The organism is Streptomyces malaysiensis subsp. samsunensis, from assembly GCF_024519315.1.
Classification (GTDB): domain Bacteria; phylum Actinomycetota; class Actinomycetes; order Streptomycetales; family Streptomycetaceae; genus Streptomyces; species Streptomyces malaysiensis.
In genome coordinates, this window is record NZ_JANIIC010000005.1 from 1 (window position 1) to 26,520 (window position 26,520).

A 26,520-nucleotide genomic window follows, 5' to 3' on the forward strand; every position below is an offset into this window, starting at 1 on the left:
ACTCGACACCGTCTTCCGCCCCAAAATCGACGCCATCACCCACCTCCACGACCTCACCCGCGATCAGGACTTGGCGGCGTTCGTGGTGTACTCGTCGGCCGCCGGAGTGCTCGGCGGGCCCGGTCAGGGCAACTACTCGGCCGCCAATGCCTATCTGGACGGCCTCGCGCAGTGGCGGCGTGCGCGTGGGCTTCCCGCCACCTCGCTGGCGTGGGGCATGTGGGCAGAGACCAGTGGTATGACGGCCGGGCTGGGCTCCGGCGATCTGCACCGGGTGCGGCGCGGTGGCATCGTCGGGCTGTCCACGGTGGAGGCGCTGGACCTGTTCGACCGGTCGGTGGCGTCGGGGCTGTCGCTGCTGATGCCATCGCGGTTCGACTTCGCGGCCCTCGGCGCGGAGGCCGCGGAGCCACCGCCGCTGCTGCGCGGTCTGGTCCGACCCGCCCGGCGTACGGCCCGGCCGGTGCCGAAGGCCGCTGAGGGCGGGCTCGTACGGCGACTGGCCGGGTTGCCCACGGCCGAACAGCAGCGGCTGCTCGTCGAGTTGACCCGCGAAGAGACCGCTTCGGTGCTCGGGTTCCCCTCGGTCGACCCCATCGGTCCGGAACAGGCGTTCCGGGACCTGGGAATCGACTCGCTGACCGCGGTGGAGCTCCGCAACCGCCTCAACGCGGCCACCGGGCTACGGCTGCCCGCGACGCTGGTCTTCGACCACCCGACGCCTCTGGCCACCGCCGAGTTCTTGCGCGACCAGCTGGGCGGGCGGACCGTGGAGGCCGCGCCCCGGCCGACCCACCGCCGCCGGTCCGCTCCGGACGGAGCCGAGGATCCGGTCGTCGTGGTGGGCATGGGCTGCCGGCTGCCCGGTGACGTCCGCACCCCCGAGGACCTGTGGCGGCTGGTCGCCGCCGGAACCGACGCGATCGGCCCGTTCCCGCAGGACCGGGGGTGGGACCTGGCCGGGCTGTTCGACCCCGACCCGGACGCCGTGGGCAAGTCCTATGTACGCGAGGGCGGATTCCTCACCGACGCGGGTGGATTCGACGCCGCCTTCTTCGGCATCTCCCCGCGCGAGGCCCTGTCGATGGACCCGCAACAGCGCGTATTGCTGGAGACCGCGTGGGAGACCCTGGAAGGCTCCGGGATTGTTCCCACGTCACTGCGCGGCCAGGAGGTCGGCGTCTTCGTCGGCGCCAGCGGCCAGGGGTACGGCACCGGCCCCGGCGCGGCGCCGGAAGGCTTGGAGGGCTACCTCGGGGTGGGCGGCGCGACGAGCGTGGCGTCGGGCCGGGTGTCGTACACCTTCGGCCTGACCGGTCCCGCGGTGACGGTGGACACGGCGTGCTCCTCCTCGCTGGTGGCCATCCACCTCGCCGTACAAGCCCTGCGCTCCGGCGAGTGCACGATGGCACTCGCCGGGGGCGTCGCCGTCATGGGCCAGCCCGGCGCCTTCGTGGAGTTCTCCCGCCAGCGCGGTCTGGCGTCCGACGGCCGCTGCAAGTCCTTCGGCGAGGGCGCCGACGGCACCAACTGGTCCGAGGGCGTAGGGCTCTTGCTGCTGGAACGGCTCTCCGACGCCCGCCGCGACGGGCACGAGATACTGGCCGTGATCCGCGGCACGGCGGTCAACCAGGACGGGGCGAGCAACGGCCTCACCGCTCCCAACGGCCCCTCCCAGCAACGGGTGATCCGGCAAGCGCTGGCGAACGCCGGGCTGACGGCGGCCGATGTGGACGCCGTCGAGGCCCATGGCACCGGCACCGCCCTCGGCGACCCCATCGAGGCCCAGGCACTCCTGGCCACCTACGGCCAGGAGCGGCAGGGTGACGAGCCGCTGTGGCTCGGCTCGCTGAAGTCCAACATCGGCCACACCCAAGCGGCCGCGGGCGTGTCCAGCGTCATCAAGATGGTGCTGGCGCTGCGGCACGGCACACTTCCGCGCTCCCTGCACGCCGACGAACCCACCGCCCAGGTGGACTGGACGTCGGGCACGGTGTCCCTGCTCACCGAGGCGCGGCCCTGGCCGGTGAACGGACACCCCCGCCGAGCCGGGATCTCCTCCTTCGGGGTCAGTGGGACGAACGCGCACGTGATCCTGGAGCAGGCGCCCACCCCTGAGCCCGTACCGAAGGTGGACGACGGTACGGACACCCCCGGTCTGGTCGCCACCGGCGGAATCGCCCCCTTGGTGCTGTCGGCCAAGACCGCCACAGCCCTGCGAGCTCAGGCCCAATGCCTCCTGGACCACCTGGAATCCGGCGCCGACGCACACCCGGTGGACATCGGCTGGTCCCTGGCCACCACCCGCACCCTCCACGACCACCGCGCCGTCATCCTCACCGACACCACCACCGAAAGCACTGACACCACGGCCCCACTCACCGCCCTCGCAAGCGGACAGCCACACCCACGCCTCACCACCGGCCACGCCACCACCCACGGCAAAACCGCCTTCGTCTTCCCCGGCCAAGGCGCCCAATGGGCCGGCATGGGAGCCCAACTACTCACCACCTCCCCCGTCTTCGCCGAACGACTCCACGAATGCGCCGCGGCCCTGGCCCCGTACACCGACTGGTCACTGATCGACGTCATCACCGGCGCACCCGACGCTCCCTCGCTCGACCGCGTCGATGTCGTACAACCCGCCACCTTCGCCGTCGTCGTCTCCCTGGCCGCGCTCTGGCAGTCCACCGGCATCCACCCCGACGCCGTCATCGGCCACTCCCAAGGCGAAATCGCCGCCGCCTGCGTCGCCGGACACCTCACCCTCCCCACCGCCGCCAAAATCATCACGCTCCGCAGCCAGACCATCGCCCACCACCTCGCCGGACACGGCGGCATGATGTCCCTCGCCGCCCCTGCCGACACCATCGACCTCACCAACTGGCACGGCAAACTCTGGATCGCCGCACACAACAGCCCCAACGCCACCGTCATCGCAGGCGACACCGACGCCCTCCACGAGCTCCACACCCACTACACCGACCAAGGCATCCGAGCCCGCATCATCCCCGTCGACTACGCCTCCCACACCGGACACGTCGACACCATCGAAAACGAACTCCACCAGGCCCTGGCCGACACCACCACCGAGCCCGGCACCATCCCCTGGCTCTCCACCGTCACCGGCCAATGGACCGAACCCCACACCGCCGACGGCGACTACTGGTACCGCAACCTCCGCCAGACCGTCCAGTTCGACACCACCATCCGCACCCTCGCCGACGACGGCTACCGCACCTTCGTCGAAGTCAGCCCCCACCCCGTCCTCACCACCGCCATCCAAGAAACCCTCGAAGCAAGCCAAACCCCCCACACCACCGTCACCGGCACCCTCCGCCGCGACGACGACACCCCCACCCGATTCCTCACCCACCTCGCAGAACTGTCCACCAGGGGAACACCAATGGACTGGCCCACCGCGTACACCGGATCACGACCCTCCCAAATCCCGCTCCCCACCTACCCCTTCCAACACGAGACGTTCTGGCTGGACCGTGGCGGTCCGGGCGATGTCCGTGCCGTGGGTCTCGAGGACACCAGCCATCCGCTGGTCGGGGCCGTGGTGAGCGTGCCCGACACCGGAGGTGTGCTGCTCACCGGGCGTCTCTCCCTGCCCACCCACCCCTGGCTGGCCGACCACGCGGTCTCCGGCACCGTGCTGCTCCCGGGTACGGCGATGGTCGAGCTGGCGGTACGTGCCGGGGACGAGGCGGACACCCCCGTACTGGAGGAGCTGGTCATCAGCCGGCCGATGACGGTGCCGGACGAGGGCACCCTGCACGTCCAGGTGCTCGTCGGCGGCGAGGAGCGCGGGCGCCGCAAGGTGGGGGTCTACTCCCGCCCGGAGGGCATACGGGAGTGGACCGAGCACGCCACCGGCACGCTGACCACGGGGGCCGCCGTCCCGCCGGAAGAGGCCGAGGCCGCGCTGCCGTGGCCGCCCGAGGGTGCGGAGCCCGTGGCCCTGGAGGGGTTCTACGAGCACCTGGCCGAGGTCGGGTACGAGTACGGCCCGGCGTTCCGTGGCCTGAGGGCGGTGTGGAAGCGGGACGACGAGGTGTTCGCCGAGGTGTCGGTGCCGGAGGAGCAGACCGGGGTGGCCGGGCGGTTCGGCATCCATCCGGCGCTGCTGGACGCCACTCTGCACGCCGGGAACTTCTGCTTCCAGTCCGCTGGTGAGCGGCCCACGATGTTGCCGTTCGCGTGGACCGACGTACGGCTCCACGCCGTGGGCGCCACCGCCGTGCGGGTGCGCGCGACGGTGTCCGGCGGGGACGGGTTGTGCGTGCGGATCACCGATCCGCGGGGTGTGCCGGTCGCCACGATCGGGTCCCTCCAGCTCCGGGAGACCACACCCGACCAGTTGCGCGCGCTGGCCGCCGCGTCGGGCGGCAATGCCCTGTGGGCGGTCGAATGGGCCGAATGCGGCCTCGGCGCCACCGAAGCGCGCTGGGCCACGGTCGGGGAGAGCGGGCTCCCGGACGCCCCGTCGAGCTACGCCGATGTCCCGGAGGTCGCGGGGGCCGGGGAGCGGCCCGAGGTGCTCGTCGCCGACGTGTCCGCCTGGGTCCCCGAACAGACCGGGCCCATCGACCGTACGCACGCGCTCTGCGCCCGGGTGCTGGATCTGCTGCGGGAGTGGGTGAACCGGCCCGAACTGGCGGACACCCGCCTGGTCGTCCTGACCCGCGGCGCCATGGCCGTCCACGACACCGCCGAGGTCACCGACCCGGCCGCGGCCGCGGTCTGGGGCCTGGTCCGCTCCGCCCAGTCCGAACACCCCGGCCGGGTCCGGCTCATCGACGTCGACGGCCACTCCCACCAGACCCTGCCCACAGCGCTCACCACGGCCGAAGCCCAACTCGCCCTTCGCGACGCCACCGCCTACACGCCCCACCTGACCGCCGCGCCCACCGGCACACCGTCCCAGCCCCTCGCCCTGGCCCCGGAAGGGACCGTTCTCATCACCGGTGGCACCGGCACCCTCGGCGCCCTCACCGCCCGCCACCTCATCACCCAGCACGGCGCGCGCGACCTCCTCCTGGTCAGCCGCCAGGGGCCCGATGCCCCCGGCGCGGCCCGGCTCGGCGAGGAGCTGACGCGGCTCGGCGCCCGTATCCACATCGCCGCCTGCGACACCGCCGACCGCGACCAACTCGCCGCCGTCCTTGACGGCATCCCCGCCGACCATCCGCTGACCGCCGTGGTCCACACTGCGGGGACCCTGGACGACGCCCTGCTCACCGATCTCACCCCACGGCGCCTCGACACCGTTCTGCGCCCCAAGGTCGACGCCCTCACCCACCTCCACGAACTCACGCGCGACCTCGGCCTCGCGGCGTTCGTCGTCTTCTCCTCCGCCACCGGCGCCCTCGGCACCCCCGGCCAGGCCAACTACGCCGCCGCCAACACCTACGCCGACGCGCTCGCCCAGCAGCGCCACGCCGCCGGGCTCCCCGCCACCTCACTCGCCTGGGGCCTGTGGGAGACCACCAGCGCCCTCACGGCCGGTATGACCACCGCCCAGCAGCAACGGACCCGGCACAGCGGTGTCATCCCCCTGACCGACGCCGACGGTATGCGCCTCCTGGACACCGCGCTCACCACTCCGCACCCCCATCTCATCCCGCTCGAGCTGGACCTCGCGGCCCTCCGGAACAACACCGACCCCCACACACTCCCGCCCCTCCTGCGCGGCCTCGTACGCGGCCACCACCGCCCCACCGCCCACGCCTCGGCCCGGCCCGACGCCGCCCCGTCCCTCGCCCAAGAGCTGGCCGCGCTCGACCCGGCCCAGCGGCACCAGCGCCTCACCGAACTGGTCCGCGCCGAGGCCGCGGCCGTCCTCGGACACCCCACCCCGGACGCGGTGGGCCCGGACGACCCGCTGTTCGAGATCGGGTTCGATTCGCTGACCGCGGTGGAACTGCGCAACCGCCTCAACGCGGCCACCGGCCTCCAGCTCGCGGCGGCGATGCTGTTCGACTACCCCACCCCGTCGATGGCCGCCGAGCACCTCCAGGAGCAGCTCGCGCTGGATGCCACGAACGCACCCGTGGCGGCCCGAGAAGCGGCGGAAGACGACGACCAGAGCACGGAGAGGTGAGACGAGCATGTTCGACGTGGCGAAGTACCTGCGGCGCATCGGGGTGGAGTCCACACCCGCACCCACCCTGGACACCCTCCGGCACCTGCACAAACGGCATCTCATGGCGGTCCCGTACGACAACTCGACGGCCCCCGACCGGCTCCCGGCCTCACGGCATCTGACGAACGTCCCGCTGGACCTGGTGTTCGAGCATGTGGTGACCGAGGGCCATGGCGGAGTGTGCTACGAGCTCAACCGGCTGTTCCACACGCTGCTGGCCGAACTCGGCTACGACGTGCGCATGGTGGCGGCGGCGGTACGGCAGGCGAACGGGGCCTTCGGCCCGGAGCGCGAGCACACCTTCGACCTGGTCCGCCTCGACGGGCGGACCCACCTGGTGGACGTCGGTTTCCCCGGGCCGTCCTATTCGGAGCCGCTGCACCTGTCCGAGGAGGAGCAGCACCAGTACGGCTGTGCCTACCGCGTGACCGAACACTACGGCTACCGGGTGGTGGAACGACGGCCCAAGGAGAGCGACTGGCAGCCGGTGTACCGGTTCCGGCCGGAGCTGGCCGACCCGTCCGGCTGGGACGCGGTGCGGCTGGACAGCCTGGACGACTACGCACAGGACTCGGTGCTCGCCGGGACCACCTTCCGCAGCCGGGCCACGGACAACGGAAAGATCGTGCTGATCGGCAGGCGCTGCTTCACCGTCGAGGACGGGGTGGAGCGCACCAAGGTGCTGGTGAAGGCGGACGAGTTCCAGGACACGGTCGATCTGATCCTGGCGGGCGAATGAGCGGGAAGGAGGCGGCGGTGGACGTCGCGCGGGACACGGACAACGGCGGGCCCAAGACCGATGTGCTGATCGTCGGGTACGGACCGGTGGGGCAGCTGCTGTCGGTGCTGCTGGCCCAGCGCGGCCGCCGGGTGACGGTGGTGGAGCGCTGGCCGGAGCCGTACCGGCACCCCCGGGCGGTCGGGTTCGACAGTGAGGCCGCGCGCATCCTGGCCTCGGCCGGGATCGGCGACTCGCTCGAGAAGTTCACCGAACCCGCGCGGGACCACGCCTGGCAGAACACCAAGGGCGAGACGCTGATCGACCACGAGGTCGCCGACCGGGGGCACTGCACCTGGCCGGAGGCGCTGTCGGCCTATCAGCCGGCCCTGGAGTCCGCGCTGATCGAACACGGGGCGACGCTGCCGCGGCTGCGGGTGCTGCGCGGCTACGAGGCGGTGGGACTCGCGGACGACGGTGACCGGGTGACCTTGACCGTGGTCGGTCCGGACGGCGAGAGGACGGACCTCACCGCTTCGTGGGTGGTCGGCTGCGACGGCGCCAACAGCCTGGTGCGGGCGAGTGTCGGCACCACGGTGACGGACCTCGACTTCTCCTACGACTGGCTGATCTGCGATGTGCGGCTGCATGAGCACCGCGAGTTCCGGCCGAACAACCTGGAGATCTGCGATCCGGCCCGCCCGCGGACCGCGGTGTCCGCGGGGCCCGGACACCGGCGGTACGAGTTCATGCGGGTGCCCGCGGACGACCCCGCGCACTTCGGCACCGTGGAGAGCGCGTGGGAGCTGCTGCGGCTGTTCGACGTGACGCCCGACAACGGCGTCCTGGACCGGCACGCGGTCTACACCTTCCAGGCCCGCTGGGCGGAGCACTGGCGGGCCGGACGGCTGCTGCTGGCCGGGGACTCGGCGCACCTCATGCCGCCGTTCGCGGGGCAGGGCATGTGCTCCGGATTCCGTGACGCGGCGAATCTGGCCTGGAAGCTGGACCTGGTGCTGAGCGGGCACGCGGCACCGGCGCTGCTGGACACCTACACCAGTGAGCGGCGGGCGCATGTGCGGCACGCGGTGGAGATGTCCGTGGGCCTGGGCCGGGTGGTGTGCATGGCGGACCCGGCCGCGGCGGCGGACCGGGACGCGGCGATGCTGGCCGCGCGGAAGCGGAACATCGGGCCGAGCGCCGCACGCCGCTCGGTGGTGCGCCCGCTCGTGGACGGGTTGCTGCGGCGGGACGGGCAGGGCCGGCCGGCGCCGTACGCCGGACAGGCGGCCCCGCAGTGGCGGGTGGGCCGCGCGGGCGGCACCGGGCTGTTCGACGATGTGGTGGGCACCGGTTTCATCCTGCTGTACGGCGAGGACGTGGTCCCGGCGCTGGACGCGCGGCAGCGGACGTTCCTCGACAACATCGGGGCCCGGCTGGTGCGTGTGGTGCCCGCGGAAACGCCCGCGGCCGACCTGGAACCAGGGGACGCTCGGGACGTGGAGGGCCGGTATCTGCCGTATCTGTCGGAGATGGGCGCGCCGGCGGTGCTGGTACGCCCGGACTTCTACGTGTTCGGAATCGCGGGCGACAAGGCCGAACTGCCCTCGCTGGTGGACGACTTGGCGGAACAACTCACCCCGACCGCCACCCCGTCCTGAGGCACTCCCCCACCCGAACATGACTGGTCCCCTTCCCCGAGTGCCGTGGGGGAAGGGGACCAGTTGGTGCGCCCCTGTCGATGTGCGGCTCCGCCGCGTGGGCGCGACCAGCCACGACGGAGCCGCGGCCGGCAGACGGCATGACGACAGACCACGGCGCCCCAGCGGAGCGATCACGTATCGGAGGTCACGCTCTCCCCGGTACGCGCCGCGAGACGTCGCTCATCGCCCGCCTTGACCAGGGCGTATCTGATGGCCAGCGCCGCCGCGTTGACCGCGTGCAGCGCCTCCTGGGCGCCGGTGTCCGCCCCCTCCTGCCCGGTGGCGGCGGCCGAGGTGCACTGTGCGGCCTCCAGGCAGGCGACGCACGCCTCCACGAGGGCGTCCGGCCGCCCGCCACCGGCCCGGCTCAGCTTCGTCAGCAGCCGGCTGATCTCCCGGTGCACTTCGGTGATCGGGTCCGCCACCATCGGGTCAGCGCCCCCGCGCGCCGTCGTCCGCGGACCTCTGGGCCGGCTGGAGCTCCCCGGCCGGGACGAGGGTGAGGAACCGCTGCTCCCACAGGGCGAACACCTCGGCGGCCAGCGCCTCCGACAGCCCGCCCACGGCCTTGGCCAGATCCCCGAGGGTGGTGGTGCCGTCCACCGCGCCGAGCAGTTCGTACAGCTCGGGCGACACCTTCGCGGACGGGCCGCCGTCGTAGTCGAGGTGGATCTCGTGGACCTTCGTGCCCGCCGAGGCGTCAGGACCGCTGGTCCTGTGCTCGACCAGCCGGGTGACCGGGCGGAACCGCGGCACCAGAACGCCCAGATCGGGCGAGGGCTGGGCACGCACCAGACAGTCCTCCACCACCAGGGCGTCCAGGTCGGTGGTCAGGAAGCTGGTCACCACGTCGTCGAGGCTCTGCACGATGGGTTCGGCGTTGTTGTTGAAGGAGGTGTTGAGCAGCACGGGGGTGCCGGTCAGCTCGCCGAACCGCCGTACCAGCCGGTGGAAGCGCTCGCCCGACTCGGCCGAGACGACCTGCACCCGGGCGGTACCGTCCACGTGGGTGACCGCGCCGAGCTCGGTACGCCGCTCCGGCAGCACCGGCACCACGAAGGACATGAACTCGTGGTTGCCCTCCGCGCCGGAGAGGTCGAAGTAGTCGCGGGCGGCTTCGGCGGTGACCACCGGGGCGAACGGCCGGAAGCCCTCGCGCTTCTTCACCATCGCGTTGATACGGGTCCGGTTCTCCTCGGGGCGTGCGTCCGCGACGATGCTGCGGTGGCCCAGGGCGCGGGGGCCGAACTCGGACCGGCCGTACGCCCAGCCGAGCACCTCGCCCTCGGCGAGCAGTCCGGCCGCCCTCTCCACGGCGTCTTCGGGGAACTCCACATCGATCAGCGGCGCCCAGTCGGCCAGCCGTGCCCTGATCCGCTCCCGGGCGCCCAGCGCCGGGCCGAGGCTCGCGCTGAGCAGCCGCTTCCGGGGCCGTTGGAGAGTGCCCAGGCTCGCCGCGGCGGCGTAGGCGGCGCCCTCGCCCGCGCCCGCGTCGTGCGAGGCGGGGTGGATGAACACCTCGTCGAAGAGGCCGGACTTGAGGATCAGGCCGTTGAGGCTGGAGTTGTGGGCGACGCCGCCGCCGAAGCAGAGGCGGGACAGCCCGCTGGTCTTCGCCCAGTGCTGGAGGATGTGCAGCACGATCTTCTCGACCGCCTCCTGGAGCGCGGCGGCGAAGTCGCGGTGTGCTTGGGTGAACGGCTCGCTCTTGCGGCGCGGCCGGAAGCCCTCGGCGTAGAACAGCGGGCTGACCAGGTTCGGCACCATGATGTTGCCGTGCAGTTCGTACTCGCCGTTGTCCTGGAGGGTGTAGAGCTTGGAGAAGGTGTCGCGGTAGGTCGCGGGGTCGCCCCAGGGGGCCAGGCCCATCACCTTGTACTCGTCGCCGAAGCCGTAGCCGAGCAGATAGGTGGCGTTCAGATAGAGCCCGCCCAGTGACTTGGGCACCGGGTAGTCGGCCAGCCTCTCCAGGTGGGTGCCCTCGGCGCGGTAGACGGTGCCGGAGTGCAGTTCGCCCCGGCCGTCCAGCACCAGGACCAGCGCCGAGTCCATGCCGGAGTGCAGATATGTGGAGTACGCGTGTGCCTCGTGGTGCGGCACGTAGACGAGCTTGTCCTCCGGCAGGTCCCAGTCCAGGCCCTCCTTCAGCCGCTCCCGGATCAGCTCCCGGGAGTAGCGCAGGGGCACCCGCGGATATTCGGTGTAGAGGTGGTTGAGGACGGTGTCGATGTGGTTCTCGGGAAAGTAGTAGCCCACCGCGTCGACGTCCTCGGGCCGCGCGCCGGCCAGGGCCAGGCACTCACGGACCGCGTTGATGGGGAATTTGGTGGTCTTCTTGATCCGGTTGAGCCGCTCCTCCTCCACCGCGGCCACGAGTTCGCCGTCGCGGATCAAGGAGGCCGCCGAGTCGTGGAAGAAGACCTCGCTCAGCCGCGGCACCACATCGGTGTCCGCGGCGGAGAAGTTGCCGTTGAGCCCGAGCACAAGCACAGTGATCACCCAAACCAGTCGGAGGCGAACGCGAGGATGCGGGGCGGGAGTCGCCCGCCGGTCACCGGGAGCGCGGCAGCGCCGCGTCGGCGAGCTCAGGCGCGGTCAGCCGCAGCGTGGTCGGGGCCGGCTGGAACGCGGGGGTGAGGTGGAGGCGTTCGACGCCCTCCTCGCCGGGGGCCGCGAGGGCGGCGGTGCAGGCGCAGCCGGCATCGGCGAACCCGGCGAAGCGGTAGGCGACCTCCATCATCCGGTTGCGGTCGGTGCGCCGGAAGTCGGCGGCCAGGTGCACCCCGGCACGCGCCGCCTGGTCGGCCAGCCAGCTCAGCAGGGTGGACCCGGCGCCGTAGGAGACCACACGGCAGGAGGTGGCGAGCAGTTTCAGATGCCACACCGCCGGATGGCGTTCCAGCAGCACGATGCCGACGGCGCCGTGCGGGCCGAACCGGTCGGCCATCGTGATGACCAGCATCTCGTGCGCGGGGTCGGTGAGCAGTCCGCGCAGTACGGAGTCGGAGTAGTGCACACCGGTGGCGTTCATCTGGCTGGTGCGCAGGGTCAGTTCCTCGACCCGGGACAGCTCCCGCTCGGTGGCGCGGGAGATGGCCATCTCGATGTCCAGGGTGCGCAGGAACTCCTCGTCGGGTCCGCCGAACTCCGCCCGCTCGGCGTCACGGCGGAACCCCGACTGGTACATGGTGCGCCGCTGCCGTGAGTCCACGGTGACCACGGCGGGGCTGAACTCGGGCAGCCCGGTGAGCCCGGCCACGTCCTCGGCGGTGTAGCAGCGCACCTCGGGGAGCCGGTAGCCGACCTCGGCGCGCTCGGCGGGCTGGTCGTCCACGAAGGCCATGGCACGGTGTGCGAAGTTCAGCCGCTCCGCGATGGCACGCACCGATTCCGACTTGGGCCCCCAGCCGATGTGCGGCAGCACGAAGTACTCGGCGAGGCCCAGCGCCTCCAGGCGCGCCCAGGCGTGGTCGTGGTCGTTCTTGCTGGCGATCGACTGGAGAATGCCGCGATCGTCGAGGGTGGTGATGACATCGCGCACCCACGCGAACGGCGGCACCTCGCCGTCCTCGAGCAGGGTGCCGCGCCAGAGTGTGTTGTCGAGGTCCCAGACGAGACATTTGACGGCCGCCGTCGGCTCGCTCACGGGCTTCCCCTCCGTCATGGTCGCACCTTCTTCCGCATGTGCTGGGCGAGCACGAGCTGGCAGATCTCGCTGGTGCCCTCGATGACTTCCATCAGCTTCGCGTCGCGGTACGCGCGGGCCACCACATGGCCGTCGGACGCCCCGGCCGACGCCAGGAGCTGTACGGCGCGTGCCGCGCCCTGTGCCGCCTCGCGCGAGGCGACGTACTTCGCGTGCACCGCGTCGACGGCCATGTCGGGCGAACCGGTGTCCCAGGAGGCGCTGGCGTGTTCACAGGCCCGGGTGGCGTGCCGCTCCGCGACGTACAGCTCGGCCAGGTGCCGGGCCACCAACTGGTGCTCGGCGAGCGCCCGGCCGGACTGCTCCCGGCTGGCGGTGTGCGTGGCGGCGGCGTCCAGGCACGCGCGCAGGATGCCGACGCACCCCCAGGCCACGGACATGCGCCCGTAGGTGAGCGCGGCGGTGGTCGCCAGGGGAAGCGGCAGCCCGGTGCCGCCGAGTACATGCCCGGCGGGCACCCGGACCGCGTCCAGGGTGATGTTCGCGTGACCGGCGGCGCGGCAGCCCAGGGGGTTCTCCACCCGTGTGATGCGCACTCCGGGTGTCCGGGCGGGCACGACCACGGCCGTGGCGCCGCCCCGGTACTTCCCGAACACCAGCAGCAGATCGGCGTAGTGGGCGGCGGTGATCCACACCTTCCGTCCGGTGACGACCACCTCGGCGCCGTCGTCGGCGATCTCGGTCTCCATCGCCGACAGGTCGCTGCCGGCGCCGGGTTCGCTGAATCCGACCGCCGCCAGGTCACCGGAGGTCAGCCGGGGCAGAAAGGTGTCCCACTGCTCGGTGCCGCCGAGCCTGCGCACCGTCCACGCCGCCATGCCCTGCGAGGTCATCACGCTGCGCAGGGAGCTGCACCGGGCGCCGACCCGCGCGGTGAGCTCCCCGCCTGCCCGGCTGTCCAGTCCGGTGCCGCCGTGCTCGGGGCCGACCTGTGCGCACAGCACACCGGAGGCGCCGAGTTTGACCAGGAGGTCGCGGGGCAGTTCCCCGGCCAGGTCCCAGGCGTCGGCCCGGTCCCCGATCAACCCGCTGACCAGCTCCGCGTGGTCGGTGGCGGCGTCGGTCACGGCTTGACCCCGCGCAGCCGCAGGACCATCGCGGTCATCGCGTTCACCGTACGGAAGTTGTCCAGCGCCAGATCGGGGCCGCTGATCACCACGTCGAAGGACGACTCCAGGTGCACGACCAGTTCCATGGCGAACATCGAGGACACGGCGCCGGTGCTGAACAGGTCGGTGTCCGGGTCCCAGGTCTGCTTGGTGCGCTGTTCGAGGAACTGCTGTACCTCCTGCGCCACCGTCTCGGCGGTGTGGCTGCCCTGCTCGGATGAGATGGTCACGCCAACTCCTTCCCGTATGCGTAGAACCCGCGGCCCGACTTGCGGCCCAGGTGGCCGTCGCGGACCTTCTCCAGCAGCAATTCGCTCGGTGCGCACCGGGCGTCGCCGGTGCGTTCATGCAGCACGCGCAGCGAGTCGGCGAGGTTGTCCAGGCCGATCAGGTCCGCGGTGCGCAGCGGTCCGGTGCGGTGGCCCAGGCAGTCCCGCATGAGGACGTCCACGGCCTCCGCCGTCGCCGTGCCCTCCTGCACCACACGGATCGCGTCGTTGATCATCGGGTGCAGCACCCGGCTGGTGACGAACCCCGGCCCGTCGCCGACGACGACCGGCTTGCGCTCCAGCGCGCGCAGCAGATCCGTCACGGCGGCCATCGCCGTTTCCCCGGTACGGGGGCCGCGGATCACCTCCACCGTGGGGATCAGATAGGGCGGGTTCATGAAGTGGGTGCCGACCAGCCGTGCCGGATCGGCGATGAACCCGGCCAGTTCGTCGATCGGGATGGAGGAGGTGTTCGAGATCAGCGGCACCCGCCCGCCGGTGAGCCCGGCGACCGCTTCGAGCACCTTGGCCTTGGTGGGGGTGTCCTCGGTGACGGCCTCCACCACGGCGGTGGCCTCCCGGCCGTCGGCCGGGGACGCGGTGACCGTCAGCTCGCCGGGCGGCCGGTCGGCGGGCAGGGCTCGCATGAGCTGGGCCATGCGGAGCCGTTCGGTGACCGCGGCCCGCGTCCGGCCGGCCTTGGCCTCGTCCACCTCGACGACCGTCACCGGGATTCCGTGCCCCACGGCGAGAGAGGTGATCCCCAGTCCCATTGTTCCCGCACCCAGCACCGTGAGCCGGTGCGCTTCCGCATGTCCGCTCATCAATCGCCTCCGCAGCGCGTTGTGAACAACGTGCCGACCATGACACGCGCTTGTCGCGTTCACGATATTCTCGGGGCGGTCACGCAAATCCCCTAATGATCCCCCCTACACCCCCCTCAGCCCGGAATACGGGTTCCGGCATTCCGCGGGACGCCATTGCGCGGCACACCGGCGGATTCCTAGCATTGGCCGCATTGACTTTCCCCGGACCTTCCCTTTCCACCTTTGCGGGGTGTGGCAGTCCAATGGCTCAGCAAGTCGATGTGACCGAAGAAATTCTCGGCTATGTCCGGGAACTGTCCCTGCGCGACGACGAGGTCCTGGCCGGGCTGCGGGCGGAAACCGCGGGTCTGCCGGCCGCACAGGCCATGCAGGTGATGCCCGAGGAGGGCCAGCTCCTCGGGCTGCTGGTGCGGCTCGTCGGCGCCCGTTCGGTGCTGGAGATCGGCACCTTCACCGGCTACAGCACACTGTGCATGGCGCGGGCCCTGCCGGCCGACGGCACGCTGATCACCTGCGACGTCACGGAGAAGTGGCCGGGGCTCGGGCGTCCGTTCTGGGAGCGCGCCGAAGTGGCGGGCCGCATCGATGTGCGCATCGGTGACGCGAAGGACACACTGGCCGGACTGCGGCGGGCGGGCCGGGAGTTCGACCTGGTCTTCATCGACGCGGACAAGACCGGCTACGCGCACTATTACGAGGAGTCACTGGCGATGCTCCGGCGCGGCGGCCTCATCGTCCTGGACAACACCCTCTTCTTCGGCCGGGTGACCGACCCCGCCGCACAGGACGCCGACACCACGGCACTGCGCGAGATGAACAAACTGCTCCGGGAGGACGGACGCGTCGAGATCAGCATGCTCACCGTGGGTGATGGGATCACGCTCGCGGTCAAACGCTGAGTCCTCGCCTGCCTTGACGGCCACTTCCCGGGGCCCTCCCGGGAAGTGGCCGTTCGCGGTCGGTGCTCATGTCGGTGCCGGGCGGCGCTCCGGCCGGGGCGCCGCCGTCACGCCAACTCCATGCGGTCCGCGTACAGTTCGGTGGGCAGCTGCTCCCGGTGCTTGATGTCCAGCTTGCGGAAGACCCGGGTCAGATGCTGCTCCACCGTGCTGGCCGTGACATACAGCTTCCCGGCGATCTCCCGGTTGGTGTAGCCCATGGCGGCCAGCGACGCGACACGCCGTTCGGAGTGCGTCAGCCGCTCGATCCCGGCGTCCGCCTTCGGCGCCGGCGCCACGGCCTGGGACTGGTCGTCCGCCGGCAGCCACTCCTCGTACAGCGACGCGGCGTCGCACATCTTCGCCACATGCCAGGCCCGGCGCATGGTCCGGCGGGCCTGCTTCTTCTCGCCGAGCGCGTGGTACGCCTGGCTGAGGTCCCACAGCGTGCGGGCCAGCTCGTACTTGTCCTCCTGCTCGGTGAACAGCCCCACCGCCTCGTTGAGCAGCTGCGGCCGCCGCTTGGCCGAGCTGGTGGCGGCCAGGAGGCGCAAGGACTGCCCGCGGGCCCGGGCGCCGTCCGTATGCGGACGGCTGAGCTGCTGGTAGACCAGGATCCGGGCCCGGTCGTGGTTGCCCTGCGCGAGCCATGCCTCCGCCGCGCCGATCCGCCATGGCACCGGGTCACAGCCGCTGCTCAGCCCCCAGTCGGTGAGCAGCTCGCCGCACAGCAGAAAGTCCGCGAGCGCGGCCTGGTGCCGGCCGGCCGCCAGGAAGTAGTGGCCGCGCGCGTACAGGTAGTGCAGCCCGTAGGAGCTTTTGAACATGGCGTTGGGCACGGTCTGCGCGACGTGGAACCCCGCCTCCTCGTGCCGGCCCATCCGCGTACACGCCAGGATCAGGGAGCCGAGCGGCAGCCCGACCGCGACACCCCAGGCGCCGGGGGAGGCGTGGGTGAGGGCGGCCCGGGACCGCTCCGCGGCCTCGGCGAGGTCACCTCGGCGCAGCGCGATCTCCGACCTGGCCGCCGCCAGCACCGCCTGCCGCATCGGGACGTGCGGCCCCGCGCCGGTCTCGCCGAGCGCCCCCTCGCACCATGCGGACGCCAGGTCGATCCGGCCGCCGTAGACCAGCGCGAGCAGGGCGAACAGCCCGGCCTGCTCCTGGCACGCCGGGTCGTGGCCGAGCTGGAGTTCGCGCAGCACCTCCTCGGCCCGCCGGACGGTGTCATGGGTCTGCCCGCCGGTGAGCACGTCCGCCAGTACGGTGCCGGCCCGTGGCCACACCGCCGCCCGCGTCGCGGCGGAGCCACCGTGGTGCGCCGGGGCCGGCCGCCGCTCCGCGAGCCAGGGGTAGGTGCAGGTGAGCGCGGCCTCGATGGCATGGAGCTGGTCGGTGGCGGCGGGGTCCTCGCGCAGATGGGCGAGGAGCCCCTCCACCTCGGTCAGCCCGCCCTTCCACAGCAGCTGCATGAGCAGGGTGACGCTGTCGGGGAGGCCGAGCCGGCCGGCGCGGACGGCGCCGTACAGCGGTGTGTGGTGCCGGGTGGCGGTGGACGGGTTGATCTTCCATTCCGCCTCGGCGAGCTTCGCCTGCAAGGCGGCGCGCCGCTCCTGGTGCGGACACTGTTCGAGGGACTGCTCCAGTAAGTCGACGGCGACGGACGCCTCTTCGCCCACCGCCACCTGCTCGGCCACTTCCAGCAGCAGCTCCGGCGACCATGAATCGGGGATCCGCCCGGCCCGCACCAGATGACGGGCGATCGTGGTGGCGGGCCTGCCCTGGTCGTGCAGCAGCCGCGCGGCCCGCTGGTGCAGGGTCCTGCGGGCCCGCGCCGGCATGTCGTTGAGCACGCTCAGCCGCGCCGCCTCCTGCCGGAACGCGCCCTCGTCCATCAGCCCGGCGCCGGTCAGCGCCGCCAGCACCTGGCCGATGGGCTCGGGCTCATGTCGGGTCAGCCAGGCCAGGTCGGTGGCGGGCAGGGAGAAGCCCACCACGGCCAGCGCGCGCACCACGTCCAGGAAGATCGGCTCATTGCGGTGCAGACAGCTCAGGAAGGACTGGCCATAGCCGGTCTGGCGGGCCTCGCCATGCTCGCGGTAGTCGGCCAGCAGGGTGTGCAGCAGCAGCCGGTTGCCACCGGTGGCGGCGTAGACATCGCCGGAGCGGGGGCTCGCGGTCTCCCCCAGCTCCGCCACGACCACGTCGGCCACCTCGTCGGGGGTGAGCGGGCCGAGGCCGATCCGGTGCATGCGCTGGGAGCGCAGCAGTTCGTAGCGGAGCGGCAGGGTGGGCGCGGGCAGGCTCAGATCATCGGTGAACACGGCGGCGATCCGTGCCGAGTCCAGCCGCCGCACCAGTTGGAGGAGGAAGTGCGCGGAGGCCGGATCGCTGTGGCGCACATCGTCCACGGCGAGCAGCAGCGGGGTGTGTTCCGCGTAGTCGATCAGCGAGGTGCACAGCCGATGGCACAGCCGGGCGATCTCGGCCCGGTCCACCGGGTCGCTGGTCCCGCGGAGGATGTCCGGCAGCCCCGGCACCTCGGGTGGGCCGCCCGGTGACTTCCAGGCGCCGCGGGCCAGTTGGGAGACGACACCGAAGGGAAGATCCCGCTCGGAGGGGGAACACGTCGCCGTGATGACGAGCCGGCCGGCCGCCGCGGCCCGCTCGGAGAACGACCGGAGCAGGGTGGTCTTACCGCATGCCAGCGGTCCGTCCAGGAGAAGAGCCTGCCCGGGGCGCACCAAAGAGTCACCGAACGCGTGTCCGAGGTGCGCCGCGGCATTCAATACCGTGTCCATCGGACGGGAATTCCGCTCGGTATTCACCGGCATGGCATAGCTGAAGGGCATGTTGAGGGTCCCCGATCGAGGTCGACGAAATGCGGACTCGCGATCCTTGAATCAGACCGAACGTTGATCGGGAAACGATTCCATCAGTGCGTCCACATCAGCATCAACCCCTACCGGAACCTCCGCCCCCTAACCCGCCCCACCGCATCTCGTCCAGCACACCGCGCTGTTCAGTTATCCGGGACGCACGCCGCACGGTCAACCCCCTATCGAGGCGGCGTGCCCCTAAAGCGAAGAGGCGATGAATGCCGTGGCGTATCCCCGTTCCGGCCATTCCGCTTCGTGGCGGTCGCCCCTTCCGGATCGCGCCGTGTCACCCCGCCGGCTCGCGGGGCATCGCGGCGAGGGTGGCGCTGACGGTGTCCTCGGGAATCCCGGGCACCAGTCCGGGCCCGTCGGGGCCGTCCAGGACGAACGTCAGCCCGTCGGTGGCCTTCTTGTCCAGGCGCATCAGCTCCACCAGCTCGGCCACGGAGACCTGGGCGGGCAGCGCGGTCGGCAGGCCGTAACGGGCGACCACATCATGGTGTTCGGCCACCCGCCCCGGGCCGATACGGCCCAGCGCACCGGCGAGCCGGCCGGCGAAGACCGTACCGATGGCCACGCCCTCCCCGTGCCGCAGGGCGAACCCGGTGGCACGTTCCAGCGCATGCCCCAGTGTGTGTCCGTAGTTGAGGATGTGCCGCAAGCCCGCGTCGCGTTCGTCCGCGGCGACGATGCCCGCCTTGAGCGTCACGCTGGCCGCGATCTGGTCGAGCAGCGGCAGCCCGTCGAGATCGGGCGCGCCGATGAAGTGGCAGCGGGCGATCTCACCGAGGCCGTTGCGCCACTCCCGTTCGGGCAGGGTGGTGAGGTGATCGAGGTCGCAGAGCACGGCCGCGGGCTGCCAGTAGGCGCCGACCAGGTTCTTGCCCTCGGGCAGATTCACCGCCGTCTTCCCGCCGACGCTCGCGTCCACCTGGGCCAGCAGCGAGGTCGGCACATGGACGACCGGTGTGCCCCGGTGGTAGAGGGCGGCGGCCAGGCCCACCGTGTCGGTCGTGGTGCCGCCGCCACAGGACACCACCACATCCGAGCGGGTCAGCCCGAATTCGACGAACCGGCGGCACAGGTCCGTCACGGCGGCCAGGTCCTTGGCCTCCTCCCCGTCGCGCGTGGACACGACGAGCGAGGGCACTTTGGGGTCGGGCGTCTGCTCCGGGGGCCGCGCGGTGACCACCACCGCCTTGCGCGCGCCCAGGGCGGACACCACCCGCGGGAGCAGCCGCTGCACACCGTGTCCGATGTGGACGGTGTACGAGCGCTCGGCCAGCGCGACGGTGACCTGCCGGAAAGGAGCGGCGGAACTGGCGGCCGGACTGGAGGTCGACGTGGTCAAGACTGCCTTCCCATCGCTTGCGCGGCCCCGGCGAGAAGCTGTCTCGCCGGGGCCGGAATCGGGTGTGGGGCGCTTTCAGTCCTCTACCGCGATCGCGGCGGCCGGGCACAGGAACGACGCCTCGGCGACGCCGTCGCGCAGCGCGAGCGGCGGACGCGGGTCCAGCAGGACAACAGCCCCGTCCTCCTCCCGCTGGTCGAACACCTCCGGGGCCGCCAGCGCGCAGTGGCCGGCCGCACAGCACTTCTCCTGATCCACCGAGACCTTCACCGTGGTGTTCCCCTCTCCCTCAGTCTTCCGTCGTTCCGGCGGCCGCGCCGGCCTCCGTGGTCACCAGGCGACGGGCACACGGGCGACGCCGAAGTTCATCGACTCGTACAGAAACGCCAGGTCGTCGAGCGGGACCTCCAGGCGCAGCGCCGGCAGCCGGCGCAGCAGGGTCTCCAGGGCGATCTGGAGCTCGACCCGGGCGAGGGTCTGCCCCAGGCACTGGTGCACACCGAAGCCGAACCCGATGTGCTCACGGGCGTTCGGCCGGCCCAGGTCCAGTTCGTGGGCGTCCGCGAAGTGGGGATCGCGGTTGGCGCTGGGCAGGTTGATGATCAACCCTTCGCCCGCCGGGATCTGCACCCCGCCGACCTCGACATCCTCGGCGGCCACCCGTCCGGTGCCTTCCTGGACGATCGTGATGTACCGGAGCAGTTCGTCCACCGCGTTGGGCATCAGCCCGGGATCCGCCCGCAGCCGGGCGAGCTGCTCGGGGTGGCGCAGCAGCAGGACGCTGGACAGGGCGATCATGTTGGCCGTGGTCTCGTGGCCGGCCAGCAGCAGCACCAGGGCGGTGGCGACCACCTGCTGCTGGGTCAGCCCGCCCGTCAGCTCCTGGTCGACGATGAGCCGGCTGAGGAGGTCGTCTCCCGGCGCGGCGCGCTTGGCCGCACACATCCGGCTGACGTAGTCGACCATGACGCCGAGCGCGGCGCCCATCTCCTCGGTCGACACGGTGAAGTCCATGACGCCCTGCGAGGCCCGCTGGAACTCCGCGAAGTCGGCGTCCGAGACCCCCAGCATCACGGCGATCACCTGGGACGGCAGGGGGAAGGCGAAGTCGGCCACCAGGTCGGCCGGCGGCCCCTCGGCGATCAGCCGGTCCAGGAGGCCGTCGACGATGCCCTGGATCATCGGCCGCATCGCCTCGGTGCGCCGGATGGTGAAGTGCGCGGTGAGCATGCGGCGGATCCGGGCGTGCTCCGGATCGTCCATCCTCCCGAGGTTGAACACCTCGGCCGGCACCTCGAACTTGGTGAAGCGTGGCATCCCCTTGTGCGTGCCGTCGGCGCTGAACCTGCTGTCGCCGAGCACGGCCCGCGCCTCGTGATAGCCGGTGACGAGAAAGGGGGTGCTGCCGTCCCACATCCGCACCCGGGTGACGGCGGACCGCTCACGCAGTTCCTCGTAACCCGGCGGGGGTGAGAACGGGCATGCAGCAGCCCGCAATTCGGGGTAGTCGCGTATCTCGTCAGTCCTGTCCATCCGTCCGTCCCGTCCGTCGCTCCATCGCCACCACTGCGCCGCCCTGCGGATTGCCAAGTCTGGTGCGTGCGTCCGCGCTCCACTCCCCTAATCACTCCCCTATCCCCCCTTGCCCCGGGGCGGGGCGGGACGCTCAGCAGGAGGACGATCCGGTGGCTCCTATGAGCGGCCACAGGCGACGCGACAGATCCTGTCGATTTCCCACGGAGAGCTTGCGGTAGACGCGGGTCAGATGCTGCTCCACGGTGCTGACGGTGATGTAGAGGCTCTTGGCGATCTGCCGGTTGGTCATTCTCGACGCCGCGAGGGTGGCCACTCGCCACTCGGCCTCCGAAAGTACGGGTGGCTCGGCATCTTCGGCCGATGTGCCGGGGGCCGTTTCCTCGGGTACCCCGGGCTCCCCGGAGTCCTCGGAATTTCCCGGCGGTTGAGGGTCCGCCGGGCTCTCGGCGCCGCCCATGACGGGGTCCCGTCGGCTCTCGTGCTGGGCGCTCATTCCGCACTCGTCCATCAGCTTCTGCGCCTCATGCCAGGTGGCGCGCGCCTGCTGGGTTTCCCCGGTGCTGAGGAAGTCCCGGCTGAGCTCGACGAGCGTGCGGGCGAGTCCATAACGGTCGCCGTGCTCGCGCAGGCACTTGACGGATTGGTAGAGCAGCAGCCTGCGTTTGTCCGGGTCTTCGGCCATGGCCAGTACGCGCAGCGCTCTGCCGCGGGTGCTCATGGGGCGGTCGGGCGACAGCTTGAGTTCTTCCAGGGCGAGCCTTTTGGCCTCCGCGGGTTCATGTACGTGCAGATAGGCCTCGGCGGCGTCGATGCGCCAGGGTGCCAGATCACCGAAGTCCACGGGCCACTGGTCTATCAGCATCCCGCTCACCATGAAATCGTTCAGCGCGGCATAGGGGCGGTTGGTGGCCAGGCAGTATTGCCCCCGGGCCCGGAGGTACTCCAATCCGACAACGCTGTCGAACATCTCCTTCGGCACCCAGTAGCGCAGATACCGCTGGGCCTCGTCCAGCCTGCCGATGGCGGTGTGGGCCGCCACCAGCACGGACAGCGGTAACCCGATGGCGACGCCCCAGCCGCGTGGCGGGATGGACCTCAGCGCGGTGCCGGCGAGATCGATGGCCGAGGTGAAGTCCCCATCGCGGCACTGGATATAGGCACGCATGGACAGGGCGACGGCACACGGCGTCTTCATATTGAGCTTGTCCGCCGCGGTGAACAGCGCCCCGCACAGCCGGTCCGCCGCTTCCGTCTCTCCCCTCGCGGCCAGTGCCCAGACGATCCGGCAGGCGTACGCGTAGGCGAACCAGAATTGGTTGGAGGGCGACAACAGGTGCATGGTGTCGGGGGAGAAGTCCGCCATCTGCCGGAGATCCTTGAGATGCCCGATCTCCATGCCGAGTTCGTCCACGGAGAGCTGGAGTCCGTGCTCCAGATTGGCCGCCCACAGCCCGTCGACTTCCCTGTCCGAGGGATCCTGGTCGGGGAAGTGGTGGATCAGCGTCGGTTTGAGGAAGGTGACCCACTGCCGGGTCACCCGCAGCGCCGCCATACTGGACGAATTACCGGAGTCACCACTGCCCGACAGCCATGTGAAGGCTTCTTCGACATCGCTGAACCGGCCGAACCACAGCACCATGAAGAGCAGGAAGCACAGATACTGCTCGGGAATGTCCTCGGGGGATTCCGCCCGTATCGCGGCCATCAGCCGGTCGAGCTCGGGTTCGGCGGCCGCCGGATTGCCGGCCCATAACGCGCCGACCAGCGCCATGCGAATGTCCAAGCGCTCCCGCCGGCCGAGATCGGCGCGAGCGGCCAGCCGCAGACCGGCGACCGCTTCTTCCGTACGACCCTCGTCGAGATTCTTCCGGGCCGCGTGCCAGAGCACCGCCACACCCTTGTGATCAGGCGTCTTACCGGCGGCGACCAGGAGCTCCGCGACCGCGATCGGGTCGGCCCCGTCGGCATACAGAAGTTCGGCCGCCTTCGCGCTGAGGTGGGCCCGGTCCTCCACCGCCAGCGTTTCCAGCGCGACGGATCGGGCCGCGGGGTGCCGGAAGCATCCGTCCTCCAGGAGCCCGGCGGAGTCGAGGACATCGATGGCCCGGGCCGCGCGCTCCTCACCGCATTCGAGCAGACCGGCCACCCGCCGCGGGCTGCCGTACGGGCCCAGTACGGCGAGGATCTGTGCCATCTGGAGCAGCGACGGATGGCATAACAGGCTCCAGCGATAGGAATCCCGGAACTCCGCTCCGACCGTGACCTCTCTTTCCGATCCGTCCGGAGCGGATATGAGATGGTCGTGCAGCAGCGCCTTCACCAGCCTTGGATTGCCACCGCTGATGGCGTGACAGGAGGCGCCGATCCGGTCCGCCAGGTCGGCGTCGGCGTGCCGCTCCAGCAGACGCACGACCCCGGACTCGGAAAGTGTGCCGATCTCCATCTTGTAGAGGTTGTGGAATCCCTGCGCACGGGCGCACAGATGATGTGTCCGCCCACTGGTCATCGCGACGAGCGTACGGGTGCCGGACGCATGTCTGGCGATATGCAGAAGGCACATGAGGGAGGGGTAGTCGACATGCTCGGCGTCATCGACCGCGATGACCAGTTGTTTGCCGCCCGCGATGCGGTGCAGCACATCCGATATTTCACGGACCAGCATGGTCAGCATGCCGTGTTCGGCTTCCGAATACCGCTCCCCCGCGGTCCGCCAGCGCGCCACGACGTCCAATTCCCCCATGGCCGCGGAGGATCGGATCAGCTGTTCCACGATATTGAAGGGGATGGCGGTGTCTTCCGCGAATCCGGACGCCGTAAGACAGACCACGTCCGATTCGGCCGCCTGCTCCTCCAGACTGCTCAATAAGGTGGTCTTCCCGACTCCGGGTCCCCCGACCACCTGGAGCAGCCCACCGTTTCCCCCTGCTGCCGTGCCGAGAACGTCGCGGAGCCTCGATTGATAATCTGTCAGTCCCATACTCATCAGTCCTCGCTGTGGGGGTTGCGTCTGAGCGATGAGTTGATCTCCGCGGTCATCCCACCCCGCGGAAGAAGACTTCTCTGACGAGACAGACATCCGCTGCGCCGACGGCGGCGAATTTTCTGATGTGGATCACCTCCGGTGGAGCCCGAGTCCTTGACGTTCATATAAGCAGAGACACAACCGGAGCGATACCTTCACCCGATTGTGACCTCAGCCACGGTTTCCTGCCCCCGTGTGAACACGCCTGACCGAGCGGGCGGCCCGCCCGCACCCGGAGAAGGGTGGGACACCGCCTGCGCCGACCCGCGGAAGAAAAGCGTTCACGGCCTGCCGACGCGAATACACACCTCAGAGTGTGAACCGGTTATGGACCCGGTGGCATTCCCCGCTCTTCGCGAAGCTGGTGGCTTACCAGCAGCCGCCCCGGCCGGTCACCGCTCCGAGCCCGCCACGGCGGGCTCCGGATCGGCAAGTGCCCAACCCGCGGTCATCCCCCGGTTGCCCCAAAGTCATGTCATGTGTCATTGCCGGCAACCGCCTCGCCCTCAGCAGATATCGCATGCCCCGACTCGGTCGCGGAGTTGCGGGGATTGTCCCCCATATGATCACCACGACATCGCGACCATAAACGGCCGCCGCCTCATGATGCCCCTAAATCCTTCGCCTTGATTCGGCCGGGATTTATCTGCTTGCAAATCGGCCGAAACGGATGCGCCGGGGACCGATCCGGGGCCGTGCCCTCGGCATACGATGCCCGAAGTTCTGGCTCCTGGCCAGATCAGAGACGAGGGAGTGTAAACCGTGACCGTCAAGGGCGCGCTGTTCGACTTCTCCGGGACGCTGTTCCGAATCGAGTCCACCGAGTCCTGGCTGCGCACCGTGCTGGAGCGGAGCCGGACCGTCCTCCCGGAGGAGGAGTTCGTACGGTACGCACGGGCCCTGGAGGACGCCGGTGCGCTTCCCGGCGGCGCGGCGCCACTCGCGGTGCCGCCGCCCCTGGAGGAGGTGTGGGGCGTACGGGACCGCAGTGCCGAGTCGCACCGGGCGGCCTACACCGGTCTGGCCCGCGAGGTGCCGCTGCCCCGCCCCGGGCTCTACGACGCCCTGTATGACCGCCATATGGAGCCCGCCGCCTGGCGGCCCTATCCCGACGCCGCCGAGGTGCTGGGCGAGTTGCGCCGACGCGGGGTACGGATCGCGGTGGTCAGCAACATCGGCTGGGATCTGCGCCCGGTCTTCCGCGCCCACGGTCTGGACCGGCTGGTGGACACCTATGCGCTCTCGTACGAGCACGGCGTCCAGAAGCCGGATCCGGGGCTGTTCCAGGCCGCGTGCGACGCGCTGGAGGTGGACCCGGGCGACGCCGTGATGGTGGGCGACGACCAACGGGCGGACGCGGGAGCGGCGGCCCTGGGCTGCCGGGTCCACCTGGTGGAGCATCTCCCGGTGGACCGGCGCCCGGACGCCCTGCGCGCGATTCTCGGCCTGCTGCCGGACGCCGCCGCGACCTCCTGAGCTCCCCGAGGACGGGGCCCCGAAGGAGCCCCCGCAGCCGCACCCACCGGTTCGGGCGATCCCCCCGTGTCGCCCGAACCGGCGGAGACATGCGGCCGCCCCCCAGAGGATCGGCGGACAACCCAACGCCCCCTGAGTATATTGGCTGACAGCCAGCCAACGCAGGAGTTACAGCATGGTCCCCCGAAGCCCGTCGGTCAATGAGGAGTTGCGCCGCCGATCCCAAGTCCGTCTGCTGGACGCGACGGTCGAGCTGATCGGCGAGCACGGCTATGAGGCGACCACCCTCGCCGATATCGCCGACCGGGCCGGAGCGGCCCGCGGCCTGGTCTCGTACTACTTCCCGGGCAAGCGGCAGCTGCTCCAGACGGCCGTCCACCGGCTGATGCACATGGAGCTGGCCCGGGGGCTCGAGCGGGAGCCGCGTCCGGAGGGCGAGGGCGCCGGGCGGGAGCTGCTGGCGCGGGCCATCGACGCGATCCTCGGGCTGGCCCGGGACCGGCCGCGGCTGATGCGGACGCATATGGCCGGGATCCTCACGGCCGAGGGCTTCATCCAGTGCCCCGAGCAGCAGCGGCTGGCCGGTCTGCTGCGGGACACCGTCACGCGGTACGGCTCGGAGGACCCCGAGACCGACTACCGGCTGCTGCGCGCCCTGCTGATGGGCGCGGTGGTCGCGGTGCTGCTGCCGGGCGCGCCGATGCCGCCCGAGCGGTTGCGGGCGGAGCTGTTCCACCGCTATGGACTGGACTGGGAGCTCGGACTCCCGCCGGGCGAGGAACCGCCCGACGGGAGTCGATGAGCACTCAGAGGTGACTCATGGGGGAGGGACGGA

17 protein-coding genes are annotated in these 26,520 nt (G+C 70.9%); 6 read left to right on the forward strand and 11 right to left on the reverse strand.

Translation table 11 applies throughout. From position 1 onward, the window contains the following. The 3 genes from NQU54_RS05830 to mhpA all read left to right on the forward strand — a co-directional run. The coding region (locus NQU54_RS05830) for a type I polyketide synthase (RefSeq protein WP_257630097.1) at positions 1-6,109 on the forward strand (6,109 nt) is incomplete at its 5' end. A 7-nt stretch (positions 6,110-6,116) separates the two neighbouring features. Next, a complete protein-coding gene (locus tag NQU54_RS05835; protein ID WP_257630098.1) occupies positions 6,117-6,890 on the forward strand; it encodes an arylamine N-acetyltransferase family protein in 774 nt (257 codons plus the stop codon). Beyond that, positions 6,887-8,530, forward strand: a complete 1,644-nt coding sequence (mhpA, locus tag NQU54_RS05840; protein ID WP_257630099.1) for a bifunctional 3-(3-hydroxy-phenyl)propionate/3-hydroxycinnamic acid hydroxylase MhpA — start codon at positions 6,887-6,889, stop codon at positions 8,528-8,530. Before NQU54_RS05835 ends, mhpA begins: the two co-directional genes overlap by 4 nt. A gap of 173 nt (positions 8,531-8,703) precedes the next feature. Here the strand turns inward: mhpA and NQU54_RS05845 are convergent, their stop codons facing one another. From NQU54_RS05845 to NQU54_RS05870, 6 genes are read right to left on the reverse strand one after another with little or no spacing between them, the layout of a single operon-like run. Then, positions 8,704-9,000, reverse strand: coding sequence for an O-linked N-acetylglucosamine transferase (locus tag NQU54_RS05845; RefSeq protein ID WP_257630100.1), 297 nt, complete (start codon positions 8,998-9,000; stop codon positions 8,704-8,706). 4 nt (positions 9,001-9,004) lie between these two features. Continuing rightward, positions 9,005-11,071 carry a carbamoyltransferase family protein gene (locus NQU54_RS05850; protein ID WP_257630101.1) on the reverse strand — a complete coding sequence of 689 codons (2,067 nt, stop codon included), beginning with the start codon at positions 11,069-11,071 and terminating at the stop codon, positions 9,005-9,007. 52 nt (positions 11,072-11,123) lie between these two features. Further along, positions 11,124-12,236, reverse strand: a complete 1,113-nt coding sequence (locus NQU54_RS05855) for an HAD-IIIC family phosphatase (RefSeq protein WP_257630102.1) — start codon at positions 12,234-12,236, stop codon at positions 11,124-11,126. After that, entirely contained in the window at positions 12,233-13,345 is a 1,113-nt protein-coding gene (locus NQU54_RS05860; RefSeq protein ID WP_251770070.1) for an acyl-CoA dehydrogenase family protein, read from the reverse strand. The genes NQU54_RS05855 and NQU54_RS05860 overlap by 4 nt, the downstream gene beginning before the upstream one ends. Then, complete coding sequence (locus tag NQU54_RS05865; protein WP_093702315.1) at positions 13,342-13,617, reverse strand: acyl carrier protein; 276 nt, start codon at positions 13,615-13,617, stop codon at positions 13,342-13,344. Before NQU54_RS05865 ends, NQU54_RS05860 begins: the two co-directional genes overlap by 4 nt. Then, positions 13,614-14,480: a 3-hydroxyacyl-CoA dehydrogenase family protein gene (locus NQU54_RS05870; RefSeq protein WP_257630103.1), complete on the reverse strand. Its 867-nt coding sequence runs from the start codon at positions 14,478-14,480 to the stop codon at positions 13,614-13,616. The genes NQU54_RS05865 and NQU54_RS05870 overlap by 4 nt, the downstream gene beginning before the upstream one ends. 245 nt (positions 14,481-14,725) lie before the next feature. Between NQU54_RS05870 and NQU54_RS05875 the strand changes: the two genes are divergently transcribed. Next, a complete protein-coding gene (locus NQU54_RS05875) occupies positions 14,726-15,382 on the forward strand; it encodes an O-methyltransferase (RefSeq protein WP_257630104.1) in 657 nt (218 codons plus the stop codon). Between the two features lie 107 nt (positions 15,383-15,489). Here NQU54_RS05875 and NQU54_RS05880 read toward each other — a convergent pair whose 3' ends face one another. From NQU54_RS05880 to NQU54_RS05900, 5 genes are all read right to left on the reverse strand, one after another. Next, on the reverse strand, positions 15,490-18,222 hold the full coding sequence (locus NQU54_RS05880; protein ID WP_257630105.1) for a helix-turn-helix transcriptional regulator: 2,733 nt from the start codon (positions 18,220-18,222) through the stop codon (positions 15,490-15,492). A gap of 364 nt (positions 18,223-18,586) precedes the next feature. Next, entirely contained in the window at positions 18,587-19,651 is a 1,065-nt protein-coding gene (locus tag NQU54_RS05885) for a 3-dehydroquinate synthase family protein (protein ID WP_257630106.1), read from the reverse strand. Between the two features lie 75 nt (positions 19,652-19,726). Next, positions 19,727-19,921, reverse strand: coding sequence for a ferredoxin (locus NQU54_RS05890; protein WP_069862093.1), 195 nt, complete (start codon positions 19,919-19,921; stop codon positions 19,727-19,729). 60 nt (positions 19,922-19,981) lie between these two features. Continuing rightward, positions 19,982-21,184 (reverse strand): cytochrome P450, encoded by a 1,203-nt coding sequence (locus NQU54_RS05895; protein ID WP_257630107.1) that lies wholly within the window; start codon positions 21,182-21,184, stop codon positions 19,982-19,984. Positions 21,185-21,317: 133 nt separating this feature from the next. Beyond that, the gene (locus tag NQU54_RS05900) at positions 21,318-24,263 is read right to left on the reverse strand and encodes a helix-turn-helix transcriptional regulator (protein WP_306278411.1); all 2,946 of its coding nucleotides are present in this window, start codon (positions 24,261-24,263) and stop codon (positions 21,318-21,320) included. Between the two features lie 708 nt (positions 24,264-24,971). Between NQU54_RS05900 and NQU54_RS05905 the strand changes: the two genes are divergently transcribed. Together NQU54_RS05905 and NQU54_RS05910 are read left to right on the forward strand one after the other, a co-directional pair. Then, on the forward strand, positions 24,972-25,685 hold the full coding sequence (locus tag NQU54_RS05905; protein WP_257630109.1) for an HAD family hydrolase: 714 nt from the start codon (positions 24,972-24,974) through the stop codon (positions 25,683-25,685). A gap of 175 nt (positions 25,686-25,860) precedes the next feature. Next, positions 25,861-26,487: a TetR/AcrR family transcriptional regulator gene (locus NQU54_RS05910; protein ID WP_069862081.1), complete on the forward strand. Its 627-nt coding sequence runs from the start codon at positions 25,861-25,863 to the stop codon at positions 26,485-26,487. The last annotated feature ends 33 nt before the right edge of the window (positions 26,488-26,520 follow it).

What these genes read in the sequence shown, in the direction of transcription:
- NQU54_RS05835 (WP_257630098.1), top strand. Translation starts at nt 6,117, where the DNA reads ATGTTCGACGTGGCGAAGTACCTGCGGCGCATCGGGGTGGAGTCCACA.
- mhpA (WP_257630099.1), top strand. Translation starts at nt 6,887, where the DNA reads ATGAGCGGGAAGGAGGCGGCGGTGGACGTCGCGCGGGACACGGACAAC.
- NQU54_RS05845 (WP_257630100.1), bottom strand. Translation starts at nt 9,000, where the DNA reads ATGGTGGCGGACCCGATCACCGAAGTGCACCGGGAGATCAGCCGGCTG.
- NQU54_RS05855 (WP_257630102.1), bottom strand. Translation starts at nt 12,236, where the DNA reads ATGACGGAGGGGAAGCCCGTGAGCGAGCCGACGGCGGCCGTCAAATGT.
- NQU54_RS05870 (WP_257630103.1), bottom strand. Translation starts at nt 14,480, where the DNA reads ATGAGCGGACATGCGGAAGCGCACCGGCTCACGGTGCTGGGTGCGGGA.
- NQU54_RS05875 (WP_257630104.1), top strand. Translation starts at nt 14,726, where the DNA reads ATGGCTCAGCAAGTCGATGTGACCGAAGAAATTCTCGGCTATGTCCGG.
- NQU54_RS05880 (WP_257630105.1), bottom strand. Translation starts at nt 18,222, where the DNA reads ATGGACACGGTATTGAATGCCGCGGCGCACCTCGGACACGCGTTCGGT.
- NQU54_RS05895 (WP_257630107.1), bottom strand. Translation starts at nt 21,184, where the DNA reads ATGGACAGGACTGACGAGATACGCGACTACCCCGAATTGCGGGCTGCT.
- NQU54_RS05900 (WP_306278411.1), bottom strand. Translation starts at nt 24,263, where the DNA reads ATGTCTGTCTCGTCAGAGAAGTCTTCTTCCGCGGGGTGGGATGACCGC.
- NQU54_RS05910 (WP_069862081.1), top strand. Translation starts at nt 25,861, where the DNA reads ATGGTCCCCCGAAGCCCGTCGGTCAATGAGGAGTTGCGCCGCCGATCC.